The organism is Rhodococcus sp. AB351 (assembly GCF_049538275.1).
Lineage (GTDB): Bacteria > Actinomycetota > Actinomycetes > Mycobacteriales > Mycobacteriaceae > Rhodococcus.
In genome coordinates this window covers 79,642-99,840 of the sequence record NZ_JBMVFW010000007.1, presented here as the reverse complement: position 1 = coordinate 99,840, position 20,199 = coordinate 79,642, and the positions used below count along the sequence as shown (strand labels likewise).

General features: G+C 69.0%; 13 protein-coding genes. 3 read left to right on the top strand and 10 right to left on the bottom strand.

The genetic code is table 11. The features are described from left to right. Positions 1 to 431 precede the first annotated feature (431 nt). Both ACPCXD_RS16020 and ACPCXD_RS16015 read left to right on the top strand, forming a co-directional pair. Positions 432 to 1,625 carry a malic enzyme-like NAD(P)-binding protein gene (locus tag ACPCXD_RS16020; RefSeq protein WP_160874814.1) on the top strand — a complete coding sequence of 398 codons (1,194 nt, stop codon included), beginning with the start codon at positions 432 to 434 and terminating at the stop codon, positions 1,623 to 1,625. Positions 1,626 to 1,757: 132 nt separating this feature from the next. Beyond that, complete coding sequence (locus tag ACPCXD_RS16015) at positions 1,758 to 2,714, top strand: glycine betaine ABC transporter substrate-binding protein (protein WP_160874812.1); 957 nt, start codon at positions 1,758 to 1,760, stop codon at positions 2,712 to 2,714. A gap of 18 nt (positions 2,715 to 2,732) precedes the next feature. Here the strand turns inward: ACPCXD_RS16015 and ACPCXD_RS16010 are convergent, their stop codons facing one another. The 3 genes from ACPCXD_RS16010 to ACPCXD_RS16000 are packed head-to-tail and all read right to left on the bottom strand — an operon-like array spanning position 2,733 to position 6,039. Beyond that, complete coding sequence (locus ACPCXD_RS16010; RefSeq protein WP_160874810.1) at positions 2,733 to 3,644, bottom strand: alpha/beta hydrolase; 912 nt, start codon at positions 3,642 to 3,644, stop codon at positions 2,733 to 2,735. Between the two features lie 8 nt (positions 3,645 to 3,652). Further along, the gene (locus tag ACPCXD_RS16005; protein ID WP_271036319.1) at positions 3,653 to 4,480 is read right to left on the bottom strand and encodes an SDR family NAD(P)-dependent oxidoreductase; all 828 of its coding nucleotides are present in this window, start codon (positions 4,478 to 4,480) and stop codon (positions 3,653 to 3,655) included. Beyond that, entirely contained in the window at positions 4,477 to 6,039 is a 1,563-nt protein-coding gene (locus tag ACPCXD_RS16000) for a flavin-containing monooxygenase (protein ID WP_277371237.1), read from the bottom strand. The genes ACPCXD_RS16005 and ACPCXD_RS16000 overlap by 4 nt, the downstream gene beginning before the upstream one ends. Before the next feature lie 70 nt (positions 6,040 to 6,109). Between ACPCXD_RS16000 and ACPCXD_RS15995 the strand changes: the two genes are divergently transcribed. Further along, positions 6,110 to 6,823, top strand: a complete 714-nt coding sequence (locus ACPCXD_RS15995; RefSeq protein ID WP_258260511.1) for a TetR/AcrR family transcriptional regulator — start codon at positions 6,110 to 6,112, stop codon at positions 6,821 to 6,823. Here ACPCXD_RS15995 and ACPCXD_RS15990 read toward each other — a convergent pair. From ACPCXD_RS15990 to ACPCXD_RS15960, 7 genes are all read right to left on the bottom strand, one after another. Next, positions 6,780 to 8,573: a thiamine pyrophosphate-requiring protein gene (locus ACPCXD_RS15990; RefSeq protein ID WP_258260510.1), complete on the bottom strand. Its 1,794-nt coding sequence runs from the start codon at positions 8,571 to 8,573 to the stop codon at positions 6,780 to 6,782. The genes ACPCXD_RS15995 and ACPCXD_RS15990 overlap by 44 nt on opposite strands. 169 nt (positions 8,574 to 8,742) lie before the next feature. Beyond that, positions 8,743 to 12,519 carry a multifunctional oxoglutarate decarboxylase/oxoglutarate dehydrogenase thiamine pyrophosphate-binding subunit/dihydrolipoyllysine-residue succinyltransferase subunit gene (locus tag ACPCXD_RS15985; protein ID WP_423660279.1) on the bottom strand — a complete coding sequence of 1,259 codons (3,777 nt, stop codon included), beginning with the start codon at positions 12,517 to 12,519 and terminating at the stop codon, positions 8,743 to 8,745. Positions 12,520 to 12,722: 203 nt separating this feature from the next. Then, complete coding sequence (locus ACPCXD_RS15980) at positions 12,723 to 16,565, bottom strand: ABC transporter ATP-binding protein (protein ID WP_423660277.1); 3,843 nt, start codon at positions 16,563 to 16,565, stop codon at positions 12,723 to 12,725. Positions 16,566 to 16,646: 81 nt separating this feature from the next. After that, positions 16,647 to 17,426, bottom strand: a complete 780-nt coding sequence (locus tag ACPCXD_RS15975; protein WP_160874798.1) for an ABC transporter permease — start codon at positions 17,424 to 17,426, stop codon at positions 16,647 to 16,649. Next, on the bottom strand, positions 17,423 to 18,511 hold the full coding sequence (locus ACPCXD_RS15970; RefSeq protein WP_229568276.1) for an ABC transporter ATP-binding protein: 1,089 nt from the start codon (positions 18,509 to 18,511) through the stop codon (positions 17,423 to 17,425). Before ACPCXD_RS15970 ends, ACPCXD_RS15975 begins: the two co-directional genes overlap by 4 nt. Before the next feature lie 115 nt (positions 18,512 to 18,626). Further along, positions 18,627 to 19,433 carry an alpha/beta fold hydrolase gene (locus ACPCXD_RS15965; protein WP_160874794.1) on the bottom strand — a complete coding sequence of 269 codons (807 nt, stop codon included), beginning with the start codon at positions 19,431 to 19,433 and terminating at the stop codon, positions 18,627 to 18,629. 2 nt (positions 19,434 to 19,435) lie between these two features. Next, positions 19,436 to 20,170: a hypothetical protein gene (locus tag ACPCXD_RS15960; protein ID WP_016691999.1), complete on the bottom strand. Its 735-nt coding sequence runs from the start codon at positions 20,168 to 20,170 to the stop codon at positions 19,436 to 19,438. Positions 20,171 to 20,199 lie beyond the last annotated feature (29 nt).

Here is a 20,199-nt window from a genome sequence, read left to right as displayed (position 1 = left end):
TCGTGTAACTGCGGAAATTCATCGCGATGCGCCCGCGGGGCGGTGTTCACGGCACGTAAACTCACAGGTGAGGCGACAAAACCGTGAGACCTTCGCAATCGATGCCGATTTGATTGTTCGTCTGCGAAGGTGGCAAACTTGCGGCAATCCGAAAGCCGGAATACCCCGGAATCGGACGAAGGATGGCAGACCCACCCAGGGCTAGATCACCCAGGGCTCGATGCCAGGGCCACCCGCCCCGGCTCCATCACGTTCCGGAAGCCGTACAGCGTTGTACAGCGGCAGTCGTGATCGCGCCCGGAAGCTTCAATCCAATGTCCTTGGCGAAGCGCTGCAACTCGATGCATGCACGTGTGTGAAATGCATTGAACTGCGGTGTTTTCGCAGCAACCGAGTCCAGAGGTCGACTCGGAACACGCAGGAGTGTCATCGTGTCAATTGTGTCTGATGCACCTACCCCTCAGAAGCTCGAGTTGACGGACGAGGAGATCTTCTCGAGTCACGTCGACGGCAAGCTGTCGGTCGAGCTGACCGCGCCGCTCGAGAACCAGCGCGATCTGTCCATTGCGTACACCCCCGGTGTCGCCCAGGTCTGCCGGGCCATCGCCGCCGACGAGACCCTCGTCGACCGTTACACCTGGACCAACCGCCTGGTCGTCGTCGTCTCCGACGGCACCGCGGTCCTCGGTCTCGGCAACATCGGCGCACGTGCCTCGCTGCCGGTGATGGAGGGCAAGTCCGCGCTGTTCAAGAAGTTCGCGGGCCTGAATTCCATCCCGCTGGTGCTCGACACCACCGATCCCGACGCGATCGTCGAGACCCTCATCCGGCTGCGTCCGTCCTTCGGCGCCGTCAACCTCGAGGACATCTCGGCCCCGCGCTGCTTCGAGATCGAGAAGCGCGTCATCGAGGCGCTCGACTGCCCGGTCATGCACGACGACCAGCACGGCACCGCCATCGTCGCCCTGGCCGCCCTCAAGGGTGCGGTGAAGGTGCAGGGCCGCGACATCGCCGACCTGCGCATCGTGATCTCCGGGGCCGGAGCTGCCGGCGTGGCGTGCACGAACATCCTGCTCGCCGCCGGTGCGCGCGACGTGGTGGTGCTCGATTCGAAGGGCATCATCTCCGCCGACCGCACCGATCTCGGTGAGATCAAGGCCGATCTGGCCTCCCGCACCAACCCCGAGGGCCGCAAGGGCGGCATCGCCGAGGCACTCGACGGCGCCGACGTCTACCTCGGCGTGTCGTCCGGCACCGTGCCCGAGGAGATCGTCGCGACGATGGCCGACGACGCCATCATCTTCGCGATGTCGAACCCGGACCCGGAGATCCACCCCGACATCGCCCACAAGCACGCCGCGATCGTGGCGACGGGTCGCAGCGACTTCCCGAACCAGATCAACAACGTGCTGGCCTTCCCCGGTGTGTTCAAGGGCGCGCTCGACGCAGGTGCCCGCCGCATCACCGAGGGCATGAAGCTCGCCGCCGCCGAGGCCATCCTCTCGGTCGTCGGTGACGAACTGGCCGCGGACAAGATCGTCCCGAGCCCGCTCGATCCGCGTGTGGCGCCCGCCGTCGCCGAGGCCGTCGCGGCCGCGGCGAAGGCCGAAGGCGTCACCGACTAGGGATTCGCTCCCGGCGAGATCGCACCGAACGTCCCGATCCGAACCGCACAAGGGTTCCGGATCGGGGCGTTCGGCGTCTCGGCGGGCCGGACGGTCGGGCACGTGCGGACCGTGGCACACCGGTGGGCGACAATGACCGCCGTGGCGAACGAAGCGAGACGGATCCGGCCGGTCGCGGCGACGGTGCTCACCGCATGTGCGGCGGCGGCCGTGCTCCAGGGATGTGCGTCGCCCGTTCTCGACGAGGCGGCACCGTCGACGACGGTGATCGTCGGGGCGGGGGAGCGACCCGACGAGGAACTGCTCGCGCAGCTGTACGCGGGAGCGCTGCGCGGTAGCGGGATCGACGTGCAGGTCCGCTCCGGCGTCGCCGATCCGACCGCAGCGCTCGACGCCGCCGATCTCACGCTGATCCCCGGCTACACGGGACGGCTGCTCGCGTCCTACGATCCCGGTGCCGACGCGACCGACGCCGAGGACGTCTTCGAGGCGTTGGCGCGCGCACTGCCTGACGAACTGACCATCTCCGATTACGCCTCGGCGCAGGACCGCGCGGTGCTGCTCGCCGACCGCGAACGACTCACGCAATGGTCGGTGAGCCGCGTGGCCGACCTCGCCGGCCGCTGCGCCGACCTGACCTTCGCGGTGACCGAGGACTTCGAAATCGCCGGTGGACTCACCGCCCTCGAACGCGCCGACTGTCGCCCGCGCGAGGTGCGACGGATCGAGGATGCACAGTCCGTCGCCGTCGCGTCGGAACCCGACACGGTCGTCGGAACCACCACGACGTCGTCCGCCCTCGCGGAGATCGACGCGGATTCGCCCGTGAGCACCGTGCCCGACGCACCCGACCGCAGCCCGCAGGACGACACGAACGCCGACGATGCGCCTGCACCGGTCCTGCCGGCCCAGAACGTCGTCCCGGTCTTCCGCAAGGGCACCCTCGACGAGGCACAACTCGACGCGTTGCGGACCATTGCGGGTGAACTGACCACGAGCGATCTCACCGAACTGCGTGCGCGTGTCGCGGAGGGAGACGATCCCGAGACCGTGGCCCGCGAATGGATCGACGAACACGCCGGAGCGTGAACGGCACCCTGCGAGTACTCAGCCCGCGCGGGTGCCCATCCGGTCGCGGAGGAACACACCGAAGTCGGAGATCGCCGCGGCGGCCTCGGGAACGAGCGACGCCTGCAACGGCGCGACGTGCCACAGCTCGGGTTGTTCGACGAGGGTGACGTCGACGCCCGCCGCCCGGAGCTTCTCGGCGTACTGCCGCACCTGCGGGTGGAACATCTCCGCGGTGCCCACCTGGATGAGCGTCGGCGGCAGACCCGTGGGATCGGCGTGGATGGGCGCGTAACCGGGATCGGTGGGATCGCCGCCGGCGAGATACGCCTCGGCCGAGGAATACACCCAGCCCTTGTTCAGAACGACGTCGTTCACGTCGGGCAGATCGCGAGCGGCCGGGTCGGTCCACGGCGACAACAATCCGAGCGCCGGCGGGGTGATCCCGTGACGGTCGATGAGCCGGTGTGTGGTGGCCGCGGCGAGGCCACCGCCGGCCGAGTCGCCGGCGATCGCGGTGCCGGGCACCTCGAAACCGTGCTCGCTGACGAGTTCGAGATAGGCCGCCTCGGCATCGTTCAGCGCCGCCGGATAGGGATACTCGGGAGCGAGCCGGTAGTCGAGGACGTACACGGCCGATCCGGACGCGACGGCGAGATGCGCCGCGAGCGAGCGGTGCGTGGCGAGCGACCCGCCGGTGTACGCGCCGCCGTGCAGGTACAGGATCGCCGTGGTCCGCTCGGTGGCGCCCACGGTGATCCGCTCGGCGGGGCGTCCCGCCAGCCGGATCGGGCGCACCACGGTGTCCTTCGGGAGGAACTGCAACGGCGCCGCGAGATCGAGCAACCGACGCTGCGTGGCGAACGACCAGCGCGGCGACAGCAGGGCACGGAAGAGAGGACGCAGGGCGGTACGCGCCACCCGCGGTGACAACTGCGGTGTCGGAGGCATGCCGCAGCCTATCCCTTCGGCACGACCCGGGAGGTCACGGTGGCGACGACACGCTGATAGGCCGGTCCGGCGACGCGGACGAAGGCGTCGAGCAGCTTCGCATCGGCGCCGATGAGCACGCGCGCCTTGTTCTTCCGCACACCGGTGAGGATGGTCTTCGCCGCGTCCTCGGGGGTCGTGCGTGCGAGCTTGCGGTCGAAGAACTCCGCGAAGGTCGCCTGGTCGTCGCCGTCGGGGACGGCGGCGTTGCGCGCGATCGCGGTCTTGATACCACCGGGATGCACGCACGTGACCTGCACGGGATGCCGTGCGACGAGCATCTCCTGCCGCACCGCCTCGGTGAAGCCGCGCACGGCGAACTTCGCCGAGTTGTACGCCGCCTGACCCGGGATGCTCAGCAACCCGAACAGGCTCGAGACGTTGATCAGGTGGCCGTCGCCCGACGCGATGAGATACGGCAGGAAAGCCTTGGTGCCGTTGACGACTCCCCAGAAGTCGACGTCCATCACGCGCTCGATGTCCTTGAACTCGGTGCGCTCCAGGTCGCCGTGATAGGCGATGCCCGCGTTGTTGTACACCTGGTGGACCGCGCCGAAGTGGGCGGCGACCTGCTCGGCGTACTCGAGGACCTTCTCGCGTTGGGTGACGTCGAGATGATCGGCCTTCACCTCGGCGCCGAGATCCCGTGCGCGACGCGCGGTCTCCTCGAGCCCTGTGGTGTCGACGTCCGAGATCGCCAGGCGGGCACCTCGAGCCGCGAGGGCGAGGACGAGAGCCCGTCCGATCCCGGAACCCGCGCCCGTGACGACGACGACCCGGCCTGCGAAATCACTCATCGAACTGCTGCCTCTCGGGACGTGCGCTCCTGCGCGGGACGGTCGGTGGCGACGGGGAGATCCGACTCGGCGACGCTGCGGTACGCCTCGAGGTCGAATCTGCGGGTGATACGGCGGAATTCGAAGGTGAATCCCGGCCACAGCGTGGTGTTGTTGCCGTGCTTGTCGAGATACCAGCTCGCGCACCCGCCGTTGTTCCACACGCTCGATCGCAGCGCGCGCTGCAGGTCGCGGTTGTACTCGTCCTGCACGTCCTCGCGGACCTCGACCGTGCCGATGCGGTTGCGGTCGATCGTGCGGATCGCGTCGACGACGTATTCGAGCTGCGACTCGATCATGTACACCATCGAGGTGTGGCCGAGTCCGGTGTTCGGTCCGACGAGGAAGAACAGGTTCGGGAAGCCGGCGACCGAGCTGCCCTTGTACCCCTGCATGCCGGTCTCGTCGAAGACCTCGGCGAGCGAGCGGCCGTCCTTGCCGAAGATGCCGGCGAAGGTCGGGGAGTCGGTGACGTGGAAGCCGGTCGCGACGACGATCGCGTCGACCTCGCGTTCGGTGCCGTCCTTCGTGACGATGCCACGCGGGGTGACGCGGGCGATGCCGTCGGTGACGAGGTCGACGTTCGGCCGGTCGAGCGCGGGGTAGTAGTTGTTCGAGATCAGCATGCGCTTGCAACCGATGCCGTAGTTCGGCGTGACCTTCCGGCGCAGTTCCTTGTCGCGGATCTGCCGGCGGACCTGGATGCGCGCGGCGAGTTCGAGCGGCTTCATGAAGGCCTGGGCCTTGGCCAGACCCACGACCTGCGTCTCGCGGGCGGTGTACTGCAGGGCGCGCGAGAGACGCTGGAAGCCGGGGATGTAGCGGAAGGCGAACCGCTCGGGTGCGGTGTACTCGCGGTCGAAGCGGGGGAGGATCCACGGTGCCGTGCGCTGGTACACGTCGAGACGGCCGACGGTGCCCGCGATGGCCGGCACGATCTGGATGGCGGAGGCGCCGGTGCCGATGACCGCGACGCGCTTGCCGGCGAGGTCGGCGTCGTGGTTCCACCGCGCCGAGTGGAAGATCTCGCCCTCGAAGCCGGAGATGCCCTCGATGTCGGGCAGCGACGGCTCGCACAGGGCGCCGACCGCGGAGATCACGACCTTGGCGCTGTACTTCCCGCGCGTGGTGGCCACGTCCCAGCGGTGCGTCGCGGTGTTCCAACGGGCCGTTTGCACGTCGCACCCGAAGACAGTGCGTCGCCGCACGTCGTACCGGTCGGCGACCGAGCGGATGTACTCCTGGATCTCCGGCTGCGGCGAGAACGAGCGCGTCCAGCCGGGGTTGAGGGCGAACGAGTAGGAGTACAGGTTCGACGGCACGTCGCACGCCGCACCGGGGTAGGTGTTGTCGCGCCAGGTGCCGCCCACCTCGGAGGCGCGTTCGAGCACGAGGAAGTCCTTGCCCGCCTGCGACAGTCGGATGGCCGCACCGAGCCCGGCGAACCCGCTGCCGATGATCAGCGTGTCGACCTGACGGATCTCCGCGTCGGCGACGGTATCTGTAACCGGAAGACTCATGTACTTGAGGCTAGAGCGTTCCAGTGACCTGGTCAACACTTGTTGACCATAATTCAATAACGGTGTTTGCATGGTGGACGTGACAGACGACAGTCCCGGACCCCGCCGGACCCGCCTCGGTCCTGCCCAACGTCGGGCCCAGCTGATCGAGCAGGGCCTCGAACTGCTCGCCGACCGGCCCCTCGAGCAGATCTCCGTCGACGAGGTCGCCGAACGGGCCGGGGTCTCGAAGGGGCTGCTGTTCCACTACTTCGCCTCGAAGCACGACTACCACGTCGAACTCGTGCGATGCATCGGCCGGGATCTCGTCGAGTACACCGCACCGGACGAGGGCCTCGAACCGATAGAGATGCTGCGCGGCACGCTCGTCGCGTACGTCGACTACGTCACCCGGCGCCGCGACATGTACGTCTCGATCCTGCGCGGCGCGACCAGCGGCGACCCCGACATGCGGGCGGCCTTCGAGGACACCCGCACGGCGCTCGTCGACCGGACCGTCGCGCACCTGCCTGCCATCGGAATCGAGCCGACGCCGGCCGTGCGACTCGCCGTGCGCGGCTGGGTGGCCTTCGTCGAGGACACGACCATCGCGTGGCTACGCGATCCCGAACTCACCCGCGACGAGTTCGTCGAACTGGCCATCGCGGCGCTGTCCGGCGTTGCGCTGGCGGCGCATTCGCTCCACTCTCCGGCCGGTGACGATGCTCGGGTCGGTGACACTGCTCCGGCCGGTGGGGCTCTCAGCGATCGTTTCCGGGAAGGTACTCCTGCAGCTTCGTCTTGACGCCCTGTTTCACGAAGCCCCAACGGTTCTCGTCACCGGCGAGCACGGCCTTGGCGACATCGGTGAACTGCTCCCACGTCGCGTGCGGCGGGATCGGCGGCATGTCCGGATCGGTGTACACGTCGAGCACCGTCGGACGGTCCGCGGCCAGCGCGCGATCCCAGGCCGAGCCCATCTCGTCCGAGGACTTCACGGTTTCGCCGCCCAATCCGAGACTGCGTGCGAAGGCGGCGTAGTCGACGTCCGGAAGCGACTGGGACTCCGCGAATTTCGGTGCCCCACCCATCGCACGCATCTCCCAGGTGACCTGGTTCAGATCGTTGTTGTGGATGATCGCGACGACGAGCCGCGGGTCCGCCCACTGCTGCCAGTACCGCTGGATGGTGATCAGCTCGGCCATGCCGTTCATCTGCATCGCCCCGTCGCCGGCGAACGCGACCACCGGACGACCCGGATGCGCGAACTTCGCGCCGATCCCGTACGGCACCGCCGGACCCATCGTCGCGAGGGTGCCCGAGAGCGAGCCGCGCATGTCGCCGCGGAACTGCAGTTGGCGCGCATACCAATTGGCGGCCGAACCCGAGTCGGCGGTGACGATCGCATCGTCCGGCAGTCGCGGTGAGGCCTCGGCGAACATCCGCAGCGGGTTGACGAACTCCGTCTCGACCTCCGCCTGCTGCCCCATGGTCTGCCACCAGCGCTGCACGTTCTGCTCGATGCCCTCACGCCACGACCGATCCTCCTTACGCTGCAGCAGCGGGACGAGCGCGTCGAGCGCGGCGGCGGCATCCGCGACGAGGTTGACCTCGTTCGGATAGCGCATCCCGATCATGTTCGGGTCGATGTCGATCTGCACGCAGCGGGCCTGGCCGTATTCGGGCAGGAACTGGCTGTAGGGGAGCGACGAACCGACGATGAGCAGCGTGTCGCAGCCGGTCATCATCTCGTGGGTGGGCCGCGTGCCCAGCAACCCGATCGATCCGGTGACCCACGGCAACTCGTCCGACAACACGTCCTTGCCCAGCAGGGCCTTCGCCACCCCGGCGCCGAGCAGATCCGCGACCTGCTCGAGTTGCGCCCGCGCACCGCGGGCGCCGCTGCCGACGAGCATCGCGACCTTGTCCCCGGCGTTGAGGATCTCCGCGGCCCGCCGGATCGCGTCGTCGTCCGGTGCGATCCGGGGACGATCGAAGCCGACGCTCGACGGCACCATCTTGAACTCGTGGCCGGGCGGAGAGTACTCGAGTTCCTGCACGTCGCCGTGGATGATGACGGCCGTGGGCGTGCGGTACGCGATGGCGGTGCGCATCGCCCGGTCGAGGACGTTCGGCAACTGCTCGGGCACCGTCACCGTCTCCACGAACGCCGACGCCACATCCTTGTACAGCGTGTGCAGGTCTACTTCCTGCTGGTACGACCCGCCCATCGCGGAGCGGTCGGTCTGGCCCACGATCGCCACCACCGGAACGTGGTCGAGTTTCGCGTCGTACAGGCCGTTGAGCAGATGGATCGCGCCCGGGCCGGAGGTCGCCATGCACACTCCGGGCCGGCCCGTGAACTTCGCATAGCCCACGGCTTCGAAGGCGCTCATCTCCTCGTGCCGGGACTGCACGAAGACCGGATCGTTGCCGGTACGCGTCCAGGCGGCGAGGATCCCGTTGATGCCGTCGCCGGGATATCCGAAGACGTGGTCCACCCCCCACGCGCGCAGGCGGTGCAACAGGTAGTCGGCCACGGTCGGATTCGCCATCGGTAGCTCCTCGCAGGACGCGATCGGGGGTCCTCCGAAGGGTGCCCGTCGTGCCCGGTCCGAAACACACCGGAAAAGGCGTGAGCCGGGTCGATCGCCCCTCGCGGGGACGAACCGACCCGGCTCACATGAGAACCGTCAAGGACCCGAAGGATCCGAAACGGAGCTTCTAGCGACCGAAGGCCTTCTCGATGATCTCCTGCTGCTCGACAGCGTGGACCTTGCTCGAGCCGGACGACGGTGCCGACATCGCGCGACGCGACACGCGCTTGATACCGCTGAGCTTCTCGGGCAGCAGTTCCGGCAGCGCGAGGCCGAGGAACGGCCAGGCCCCCTGGTTCGCCGGCTCCTCCTGGACCCAGAAGAACTCGGTGGCGTTCGGGTACTGCTCGAGCGTCTCGGCGATGCGGCGACGCGGCACCGGGTACAGCTGCTCGATGCGCACGATCGCGACGTCGTCACGACCTTCCTTCTGCTTCTTCGCCAGCAGTTCCCAGTAGATCTTGCCGGAGGTCAGCAGCACACGAGTGGCCTTCGACCGGTCGGCCGTGCCCTCCTCGTAGGGAACCTCTTCGAGCAGTGAGCGGAACTTGCCCTGCGTGAAGTCCTCGACGTTGCTGACCGCGGCCTTGTTGCGCAGCATCGACTTCGGCGTGAACACCACCAGCGGGCGGCGGATGCCGTCGAGATGATGGCGACGCAGCAGGTGGAAGTAGCTCGCCGGGGTCGACGGAACCGCGACCGTCATCGAACCCTCGGCGCACAGCTGCAGCCAGCGCTCGATACGGCCCGAGGTGTGGTCGGGACCCTGGCCCTCGTGGCCGTGCGGCAGCAGCAGCACGACGTCGGAGAGCTGACCCCACTTGGCCTCACCGGACGAGATGAACTCGTCGATGATCGACTGCGCGCCGTTGACGAAGTCGCCGAACTGCGCCTCCCACAGCACGAGCGCGTCGGGGTTGCCCACCGAGTAGCCGTACTCGAAGCCCAGACCCGCGAACTCGGTCAGCGCCGAGTCGTAGACCATGAAGCGGCCGCCGTTGCCGGCCTGGTTGGCCAGCGAGGCGAGCGGGCTGTACTCGTCGCCCGTCTTGCGGTCGATGATGACCGAGTGGCGCTGCGTGAACGTGCCGCGACGCGAGTCCTGACCGGCCAGGCGCACCAGGGCACCTTCCTCGGCCAGCGAACCGAACGCCAGCAGCTCGGCGAACGCCCAGTCGATCTTGCCGTTGCGCGACATCTCACGACGCTTCTCGAGCACCGGCTTGACGCGCGGGTGGACCGTGAAGCCCTCGGGCGCCTCGGCGAAGGCGTCGCCGATCCGCTCGAGCACCGACCGGTCGACGGAGGTGTCGAGACGCTTCGGCGGGGTCTGGTCGAGCTCGACCGACTCCGACGGCTCCGGCGGGTACTTCTCGAGTTCGCGGACCTCGTTGAAGACCCGTTCGAGCTGTCCCTGGTAGTCGCGCAGGGCGTCTTCCGCTTCCTTGAGCGAGATGTCGCCGCGGCCGATCAGGGCTTCGGTGTAGCTCTTGCGGACGCTGCGCTTGGTGTCGATCACGTCGTACATCGCCGGCTGGGTCATCGACGGGTCGTCGCCCTCGTTGTGACCGCGGCGGCGGTAGCAGATCATGTCGATGACGACGTCCTTGTGGAACTTCTCGCGGAAGTCCACGGCGAGCTTCGCGACCCACACGCAGGCCTCGGGGTCGTCGCCGTTGACGTGGAAGATCGGCGCGCCGATCATCTTCGCCACGTCGGTGCAGTACTCCGACGAACGCGAGTGCTCCGGCGCGGTGGTGAAGCCCACCTGGTTGTTGACGACGATGTGCACGGTGCCGCCGGTGCGGTAACCGCGCAGCAGCGCGAGGTTGAGGGTCTCCGCGACGACGCCCTGACCGGCGAACGCAGCGTCGCCGTGCAGGAGCAGCGGCAGGACGGTGAAGCCGTCCTCACCCTTGTCGAGGATGTCCTGCTTGGCGCGGACGAGGCCCTCGAGCACCGGGTTGACCGCCTCGAGGTGCGAGGGGTTCGCGGTGAGCGAGACCTTGATGTCGTTGTCGCCGAACATCTGGATGTAGGTGCCCTCGGCGCCGAGGTGGTACTTCACGTCGCCGGAACCGTGCGCAGCGGCCGGGTTCAGGTTGCCCTCGAACTCCGAGAAGATCTGCGAGTACGGCTTGCCGACGATGTTCGCGAGCACGTTCAGGCGACCGCGGTGCGGCATCGCGATAGCGACCTCGTCGAGCGTGTGCTCGGCGGCCTGGTCGATGATCGCGTCCATCATCGGGATGACGGACTCGGCGCCCTCGAGCGAGAAGCGCTTCTGACCGACGTACTTGGTCTGCAGGAACGTCTCGAACGCCTCTGCGGCGTTGAGGCGGCTCAGGATGTACTTCTGCTGGGCGACCGTCGGCTTGACGTGGTGCGCCTCGACCCGCTCCTGCAGCCACTGCTGCTGCTCGGGCTCGAGGATGTGGGTGTACTCGACACCGACGTGGCGGCAGTACGCGTCGCGCAGCACCGACAGCACGTCGCGCAGCTTCATCTTCTGGCGGCCGTGGAAGCCACCGACGTTGAACTCGCGATCGAGATCCCACAGCGTCAGGTCGTGGGTCGTGACGTCGAGGTCGGGATGCGACCGGAACTTGTCGCGCACGAACTGCAGCGGATCGGTGTCGGCCATGAGGTGGCCGCGGCTGCGGTAGGCGGCGATGAGCTCGAGCACACGGGTGTGCTTGTCGACGAGACCTTCCGGCACGTCCTTGCGCCAGCGGACCGGCTCGTAGGGGATGTGCAGGGTGTGGAAGATGCCGTCGTAGAAGTCGTCGCTGATGAGCAGCTCGTGGATCTTCTTCAGGAACTCACCCGACTCCGCGCCCTGGATCACGCGGTGGTCGTAGGTGGAGGTGAGCGTCAGCAGCTTGCCGATGCCCATCTCGGCGATCCGCGCGTCGGACGCACCCTGGAACTCCGCCGGATACTCCATGGCGCCGGCGCCGATGATCGCGCCCTGGCCCTGCATCAGACGCGGGACCGAGTGCACGGTGCCGATACCGCCCGGGTTGGTCAGCGAGATCGTGACGCCGGAGAAGTCGTCGCCGGTGAGCTTGCCGTCGCGGGCGCGGCGCACGATGTCCTCGTAGGCCGAGTAGAACTGCGCGAAGTTCATCGTCTCGCAGTTCTTGATGGCCGCCACGACCAGCGAACGCTGGCCGTTCTTGCCGGGCAGGTCGATCGCGAGACCGAGGTTCGTGTGCGCGGGCACGACGAGGTTCGGCTTGCCGTCGACCTCGGCGAAGTGGTTGTTCATGTTCGGGAACGCCTTGACCGCCTGGACGATCGCGTAACCGAGGATGTGGGTGAACGAGACCTTGCCGCCCCGGGTGCGGGCGAGGTGGTTGTTGATGACGATGCGGTTGTCGAACATCAACTTCGCAGGCACCGCGCGAACACTGGTGGCCGTCGGGATCGACAGCGAGGCGTTCATGTTCTTCGCAACGGCAGCAGCGGCGCCGCGCAGAACCTTCTTCTCCTCGGTGGCCTGGCCCGACGGGGCCGCGGCGGGCTTGGGAGCCGGCTTCGCAGGCGCGGCCTTGGCCTTCGGCTGCGCCGCAGGCTTGGTCTCCGCCTTCGGCGCAGGCTCGGCCGGTGCGGCCTCGGCCTGCGGTGCGGGCTTGGCCGACGCGGTCTCGGCCTTCGGTGCAGGCTTGGTGGGGGCCGAAGCGGAGGAACTCGGCGCAGATGCTGTGCTCGGCGCGGGCTTCTCGGTCGTGGCGGTGTCGGAGCCGTTGGTGCCTCCGGCCACCGCGGCTTCCGGCGAATAGTCGGTGAGGAATTCGTGCCAACTCGCATCCACGGACGAAGGGTCGTCCTGGAAGCGCTGGTACATCTCGTCAACCAACCACTGGTTCTGTCCGAACTGTGATGTAGAGCTGCTGCTCACGGCAGTTGTTCGCCTCGTTTCTTTCTTCGGTACCCGATCGGAGCGCCTGTGAATATGAGGCTAGCCCGTGGCATGTGACGATCCGAACTGACCGCGCATGTCGGTGGGCTACCTCACAATCTGGTGCGATGGGGTCTCCATCGATGACGGTTCTCGAGAGCCGATTATTCCCTCTAAGGTGCATCGGCGCAGCGCGCACCCCGTTACAAACGTGAGGACGATCTCATGTTCGATCCTTCCGTCGTCGAAGTGAGCAGGACCTCGGGCTCCTCAGGAACGAGACCACCGGTAGCGAGTTGCCACAAAGTGGTGTACAGACCTCCCGCTCGGCGGAGCTCGTCGTGGGGCCCGCACTCGACGATACGGCCGTCGTCCACGACCACCACGAGATCGGCGCGCGCGGCGGTCGCGAGACGGTGCGCCACCACCACGGCCGTCCGCGAGCGGGCCACCCGCGCACCCGCCTCGAGCACCGCCTTCTCGGTGGCGGGATCGAGGGTCGCGGTGGCCTCGTCGAGCAACAGCAGATCGGGATCCACCAGTTCGGCGCGCGCGAGCGCGATGAGCTGACGCTGGCCCGCCGACAGACCCTGACCGCGCTCACCCACCGGATGGTTCATGCCGCCGGATAGTCCCGCGAGCATGTCCAGCGCCCCCACGGCACGCGCGGCCGATTCGATCTCCTCGCGCGTCGCGTCGGGCCGGCCGTAGGCGATGTTGGTCGCCACCGTGCCCGTGAACAGGTGCGCCTCCTGCGGCACCACACCGAGCCGGCCCCGATAGTCGCGCAGACGGTAACGGCGCAGATCGGTGTCGTCCACCCGCACCGAACCGGACGTCGGGTCGTAGAACCGGGCGAGCAGTTTGACGACCGTCGACTTCCCGGCGCCGGTGCGGCCCACCAGGGCGACCGTCGACCCGGCCGGGATCGACAGGTCCACATCGCTCAGCGCCTCACGGTCGGCCTCGCTGTACCGGAAGCCCACCTGCCGCAGGTCGACGTCGCCGCGGAGGTGCCCGGTGATGGCGACCGTGCCCTCCTCGGCAGACTCGAGCGAGCTCTCGGTCCGCAGCAGGTCGCCGATCCGGCGCAGACCGACCCGCGCCTGCTGGTACCCGTCGAAGACCTGCGACAACTGCTGGATGGGTGCGAACAACAGGTTCAGATACAGCACGAACGCGATCAGCACACCGGGGCCGACCGCGCCCGACGCCACCTCGCGGGCGCCGACGAAGACGACCGCCGCGAGCGCCAGATCGGACAGGAAGGTGATGAACGGGAAGTACAGCGAGATCGCCCGCTGCGACCTCAGGCGACTGCGCCGATAGGCCTCCGCGCGCTCGGCGAACCTGCGTGCGGCGGTCTCCTCCCGGCGGTAGGCCTGAGCGGCGCGCAGACCCGTGACGTTCTCCTGGAAATCCGCGTTCACCAGGGAGATGCGTTCGCGGGACTGCGCGTACGCCGTCCCGGAGACCTTCCGGAACCACAGGGTCGCGCCGACCAGCACGGGCAGCACCGCCAGCACCACCAGGGCCAGCGACAGATCGGTCGCGATCAACGCGATCGAGATACCGGTGAGCGTCAGCACCGCCACGACCGCGGTGGACAGGCCGGTCTGGATGAACTGCGACAGCGCATCCACATCGGTCGTCATCCGCGTCATGATCCGGCCCGACAGCTCGCGTTCGTAGTAGTCGAGTCCGAGCCGTTGCAGGTGCGCGTACGAGCGCACGCGCAGCCCGAACAACACCCGTTCGCCCGCCCGCGCGGTGAGCACCGTGAGGATCGCGACCACGAACCAGCCGAGCAGCGCGAGCACCACACCCGCGGCGGTCGCCTGCCACAGCCGGGACGGATCGCCCGGCGTCACCCCGCGGTCGACGGCGTACCGCACCAGCGACGGGAACGCGATGCTCGTCAGCGACTCCACCGCCAGGCACAGCACGACGACCGCCAGCAGTGCGCGCACCGGGCGCAGGGTCGTCCACAGCCGGAACTGCGGGTCGGGCAGGCGCAGAGCCTCGGACTGCAGCGCCGGATCGCGGCCGGGGGTCTCGGTGGCCGGGGGAAGCGCGTCGACGGCCGCGCGCAGTTCCGGGGTCGGGGCGACCGCACCGAGCGCACCGGACACCGGCCCTCCACGGCCGCCACCGCCCGCCGGTCCGCCGCGACCTCCACCGACGGCCGGTGGGTTCCGGACGGTCCCGGACGGCTCGTCGTCGTCCGGTTCCTCGGGCCACAACGCGCCGGCCGGAACCGGGCGTTCCGGTGCCGGTGCGGCCTCGTCGTCGGTCGAGAGCAGACGCCGGAAGACGCGACTGCGCTCGTCGAGTTCCTCGACCGTCCCGATGTCGACGATGCGTCCCTCGTCGAGCACGGCGACCCGGTCGGCGAGTGCGAGCGTCGACCGCCGATGGGCGAGCACGAGAGTCGTGCGGCGCCGGCCGGCCCGTAGCGCGCCGTAGATCGCGGCCTCCGTCTCGGCGTCGACCGCAGAGGTCGCGTCGTCGAGGATCAGCACCCGCGGATCGACGAGCAGCGCCCGCGCCAGCGCGACCCGCTGCCGCTGCCCGCCGGACAGCGTCAGGCCGCGTTCGCCGACGACGGTGTCGTATCCCTCGGGGAGGGCCTCGATGAAGTCGTCGGCACGTGCCGCCGCGGCCGCGGCGCGGATCTCGTCGTCCGATGCGTCGGGCCGGCCGAGAGCGATGTTGGACGCGACCGTGTCGGAGAACAGGAACGGCTCGTCGAAGACGAGGCCGACCGCCCCGCGCAGATCGTCGGCGCGGAGCGTGGCGACGTCGAGGTCGCGGCCGTCCGCCGTCAGGCACACCGATCCGCGGTGCGGCGCGTAGAAGCGGGGGAGCAGCAGCGACAGCACGGTCTTGCCCGAGCCTGCCGGGCCGACGATCGCGACGGTCTCGCCGGGCGCGATCTCCAGGTCGAGGCCGCGCAGCACGTCCCGGTCGTCGTCGAAGCCGAAGGTCACGTCCTTCAGGTGCACCCCGAGCGAACCGTCGGGCAGCTCGACGGGATGCGGGGGATCGGCGACGTCGGGTTCGGTGTCGATCACCTCGTACACCCGCTCGACGGCGGCGCGGGACAGCTGCGCCATGATCACGACCTGCGAAAGGGTGCGGGTCGTCGCCGTCATCGTCGCCACATAGGCGGTGAACGCCACGAAGGTGCCCACGGTGATCCCGCCCTCGAGGGCGAGCCAGCCGCCGAGCGCGATGGTGGCGACGAGCCCGAACTGCGGGATCGAACCCATCGGTGCCGAGAACCACGCGTTGATCCGGGCGGCGCGCAGACGCTCGGCGTACAGCCTGCGACCGTGTCCCTCGAGCTGGTCGACCGCGTGCGACTCCTGCCCGAATCCCTTCACGACCCGCACGCCCGTGACGGTCTCCTCGACGTGCTGGGCGAGGTCGGCCGCGCGCTGCTGCGCCGACCAGGTCGCCGCGAACAGCTTCGGGCGTACGACCCGCACGATGCCCGCGATGATCGGGACGATGATCACCGCGACCAGCGTCAGCAGCGGCGAGAGTGTCGTCATGATCACCAGCGCGAGCACGAACTGCAGCAGCGCACCCGCCGACATCGGCACCATCGCGAGCAGGCCCTGCACGAGTTGCAGGTCGGTGATGGACCGCGAGACCACCTGGCCCGTGCGGATGCGGTCCTGGCCGTGGCCGTCGAGACGTTGGAGCGAGCCGAGCAGACGCAGCCGCAGGTCGTGCTGGACGTCGAGCGACAGGCGTCCGGCGAGCATGCGACGCCCGTACTGGCAGCCGAACCGGATCACCGCACCGCCTGCGATCGCCGCTGCGGCCAGACCGATCAGACGCAGGTCGTCGGCGGGCACGTCGCCCTGCCCGGTCGCGCTGTCGACCGCGACTTTCGTCAGCAGCGGAAAGGTGATGTCGATCAGGGCGGCGACGACGGTGACGGCCAGCGCCCCGACGGCTGTTCTGCGGTGCTTCAGGCATTCGGCGACGAGCCGGGAAATCCATCCCGGCGAGCGCGGAATCGGGTCGTGTGCCATCGAACCGACATTAGCGCCGAGCGACGACAGGGCAGGGCGGAGCCGCTCGACCAGCGACGGAGACGCAGGTCGCCGGAGGTGTCAGAGGACGTCGGCGGTGCGGGCGCGCCACCAGCCGAGGCCGCTGAGCACCACGGTCCACAGGACCAGGAGCAGCGGAGCCGCCGGCCATGTCATCTCCAGCGTGACGTCCTCGGGCATCGACACCGCGGAGAACAGCACGTACCAGGTGACCTGCGCCGGCAGGTACGACGCGATGGCGCCGAGACCGAGACCGTGCAGGACGACCGAGACCATCAGCTCCCCGAACGGCACCCACGCGCAGATCGCGAGCACACTGCCCGTCGTCGACCGCGTGAGCAGACCCAGCCCCGCTCCGATCAGCGACCACAACAGCGCGCAGAACAGGCCGATCCCCATCACCTTGACGACCGATCCGAGATCGGCACCGTCGAAGCCCCCACCGAACAACACGAGCGTCGCGGCCGCCGCGACTTCCGTGACGAGGCAGTACAGCAACCCGATCACGGCGACGGTCGCGAACTTCACCCCGACGACCCGGTCGCGTCCCCGCGCGGTGAGGAAGGTCGTCACGATCGTTCGGTGCGCGAACTCGCTGCCCGTCGCCACCGCACCGAAGATCGCGGCGAACAGGAACACCAGCGACAGCGAGAGGGAGATGCCGACCGCGGCGGCGACGGCCTCGGCGAAACCGTCCCCGAAGCCGAGTTCGAGTTGCCGCGCGACCGGCAGCGTCAGTGCCCCGCAGAACAGTCCCACCAGCAGCGGTGCGATGCCGAGGATCCACCAGTAACGCAGGCTCAGGACCTTGCGGAACTCGGCGGTGAGAAGCGCGGTCATGCGGTGGGACCTCCTTGCCCGGTCGGCGGTCGGTTCGGCTGCCCCCACTGCGACTGCGGGTACTGCTGCGACTGCGGGTACTGCTGGGCGTTCGGATACTGCTGTGCACCCGGGTACTGCGGGCCCTGCGGATGGTGGGGGCCGTGCCCCGGATACTGCGCGACCGGCGCGGCCGCGTAGCGACCGGCCGTCATCGAGAGGTAGACCTGCTCGAGATCGACGTGCTCGACACTCGTCCCGAACAGCGTCACCTCCGCGGTCGCGGCGATCTCGGCGATGCGGTCGGGAGTCACGCCGACCACCGCGAGCCGTCCGTCCTGCTGCACCTGCGCGTCGGTGTGCCCGGCCGCGGCGAGTGCGGTCGCGAGGCGGGCCGGGTCGGAGGCCGCGACGAACACCCGCGAGCGGTAGGCGTCGCGCAGGTCGGTCATCGAGGTCTCCGCGACCAGGTGCCCGTTCGCGATGATCACGAGACGGTCGGCCATCTGCTCGATCTCCCGCAGGATGTGGCTCGAGATCAGCACGGTCCCGCCGTTGGCGGCGAACGCGCGGAGGAAGTCGCGCAGCCAGGCCATGCCCTCGGGATCGAGCCCGTTCGCCGGTTCGTCGAGCACGAGATAACGCGGCTGTCCGAGCAGGGCCGTCGCCAGGGCGAGTCGCTGCCGCATGCCGAGGGAGAACTCGCCGATGCGACGCCGCGCGACAGGCCCCAGGCCGACGAGATCGAGCATCTGCCTCGCCCGCTCGTCGTGCACGCCGATCGCGGCGCAGTAGACCTGCAGGTGCGTCAGCGCCCGGTGCTTCGGGTGGGCGCTGCGCGCGTCGAGCACCGCTCCGACGACCTGTGCGGGCTGCTGCAGGGACGTGAACGGCACGCCGTCGACGAAGGCGTTCCCGGCGCTCGGCCGGACGAGGCCGAGCATCATGCCGAGCGTGGTGGTCTTGCCCGATCCGTTGGGGCCGAGGAAACCGGTGATCGAGCCCGGCGGCACCGTGAACCACAGATTCGATACCGCCGTGTGGTCACCGAACGTCCTGCTCAGGCCGTGGACGGCGATCCCCGCGCCCGGTGCCCCCGAGGGCACCCGGGGATCGGGTGTGCCGTACGGCGGTTGCGCTGACGGTGCTGTCACGGATTCGGACCCCCGCGTCGTCGAGATGTGGGTGCGGCTCGTACCGCGGTCGCCGTGAGCTTACGGGTCAGTCGAGGAAGGGCAGGACGGCGTCGAGGAATTCGCGGGGCGCGTCGAGCTGAGGACAGTGCCCCGCATCGGGGATGATCACCACCCGTCTTCGGCCGCCGGCCTGCACCCGCCGCGCCGCATGAGCGGGCGTCAACCGGTCGCGTGCGCCCCACACCAGCAGTGCCGGCATGTCGAGGGCGTGCACCATCTCCGGGATCGGCAGCCGGCCGAGCTCACCGATCGCGTGCCGGCCCACCGTGAGCAGCGTGTCGACCTGCTCGCGGGTCGCGTAGTTCGCCGCAAAGGCCGTACGCGCCGCCCGGTCGAAGGTGCCGCGTCGGTGCACGGCGGCCCGCGCATACAGGGCACCCATGGCCTGCTGCATCACCGGAGCGGGCAGCGGACGCAGCAACAGGCGCGACAGCTCGACCGGCATGCGCACACCTCGCGTCCACCACCGGGGGATCCCGGCGAGACCAGGCATGTCGGCGAGCACCACGCGGTCGACCCGGGACGGATGGACCGACGCGAACACCAGCGCGGTGACCGCACCGAGCGAGTTCCCGACCAGCGACACCGGCTCGGGCACGTCGTCGACGAGGTCGGCCAGGACGTCGACGTAGTGGTCGAGCACGGGTGTCTGCCAGTGCTGCGCGCTGCGTCCGAAACCGGGCAGGTCGACCGTGAGCACCCGGTGCCGTTCGGCGATCGCCGGCGCGACCTTGCACCACGTACCGCCGTGATCGGAGAAGCCGTGCAGCAGGACGACGGTGCGCGGTCCCGCACCGGACTCCCGCACGAACACCTTGCCGTCGGCCGGCACGGTCAGTCCTTCGTGACCGGAACACCGGCGTCGAGCGCCGGCGCCTCTCCGCTCGCCGGGAGGACGGGACGGGCGGAAGGCCACGCGGCCGGAGGCGGACCGAAGGCGTCGCGGGCGTTCTGGATCGTGCGCTTGCCCAGCGCGCGGTTGCCGACGCCACCGATCGCGGCACCGATGCCGGCGGGGACGAGCTTGCCGATCAGCAGCGGACTGCGTTTGGCGAAGTACCGGCGGATGAACTTCTTGACCAGGGAATTGTTCAGCGTCTTCAGCTGGGTGCCGCCCGCGCCGGTGGTCAGGGCCTTGGGCCAGTTCCGCAGCGACGCGCCGGTCGCGGTCGCGACGATCTCCCGGCCGGCGTCGCCGAGGGAGACGGCGAGTACCAGCGCGCGGCGCTGCTCGTGGTTGTGGGGTTCGATCCCGTGCACCGACGCGATGGCCAGGGTGAGCAGCGCGGACGCCTCGAAGAAGAAGGCCGTCTCGGCGCCCACCGCGCCGATGGCCGCGAGTGTCCCGATGCCGGGGAAGGCCGCGGTCGCACCCGCCGCGGACCCGCTGCCGGTGACGGTGAGCAGGAACTGCTTCTCGAGCCGCTCGATGATCTGCGCCGGGGACTCGTCGGGGTGTGAGCGCCGCACGAGATCGACGTACTTGGCCACCGCAGGGCCCTGCAGTCTCGCGCCGTTGTCCAGCATCTTGACGATAAAGGCCTCTGCGACGCCTGCCTTGCTGCTCATCGTGCCCCTGTCCTCCGGTGCTCTTGTCT

Excerpts from the sequence above, each read along its gene's own strand:
- ACPCXD_RS16015 (WP_160874812.1), top strand. The coding sequence starts at position 1,758 with ATGACCGCCGTGGCGAACGAAGCGAGACGGATCCGGCCGGTCGCGGCG.
- ACPCXD_RS16010 (WP_160874810.1), bottom strand. The coding sequence starts at position 3,644 with ATGCCTCCGACACCGCAGTTGTCACCGCGGGTGGCGCGTACCGCCCTG.
- ACPCXD_RS16005 (WP_271036319.1), bottom strand. The coding sequence starts at position 4,480 with ATGAGTGATTTCGCAGGCCGGGTCGTCGTCGTCACGGGCGCGGGTTCC.
- ACPCXD_RS16000 (WP_277371237.1), bottom strand. The coding sequence starts at position 6,039 with ATGAGTCTTCCGGTTACAGATACCGTCGCCGACGCGGAGATCCGTCAG.
- ACPCXD_RS15995 (WP_258260511.1), top strand. The coding sequence starts at position 6,110 with ATGGTGGACGTGACAGACGACAGTCCCGGACCCCGCCGGACCCGCCTC.
- ACPCXD_RS15990 (WP_258260510.1), bottom strand. The coding sequence starts at position 8,573 with ATGGCGAATCCGACCGTGGCCGACTACCTGTTGCACCGCCTGCGCGCG.
- ACPCXD_RS15980 (WP_423660277.1), bottom strand. The coding sequence starts at position 16,565 with ATGGCACACGACCCGATTCCGCGCTCGCCGGGATGGATTTCCCGGCTC.
- ACPCXD_RS15975 (WP_160874798.1), bottom strand. The coding sequence starts at position 17,426 with ATGACCGCGCTTCTCACCGCCGAGTTCCGCAAGGTCCTGAGCCTGCGT.
- ACPCXD_RS15960 (WP_016691999.1), bottom strand. The coding sequence starts at position 20,170 with ATGAGCAGCAAGGCAGGCGTCGCAGAGGCCTTTATCGTCAAGATGCTG.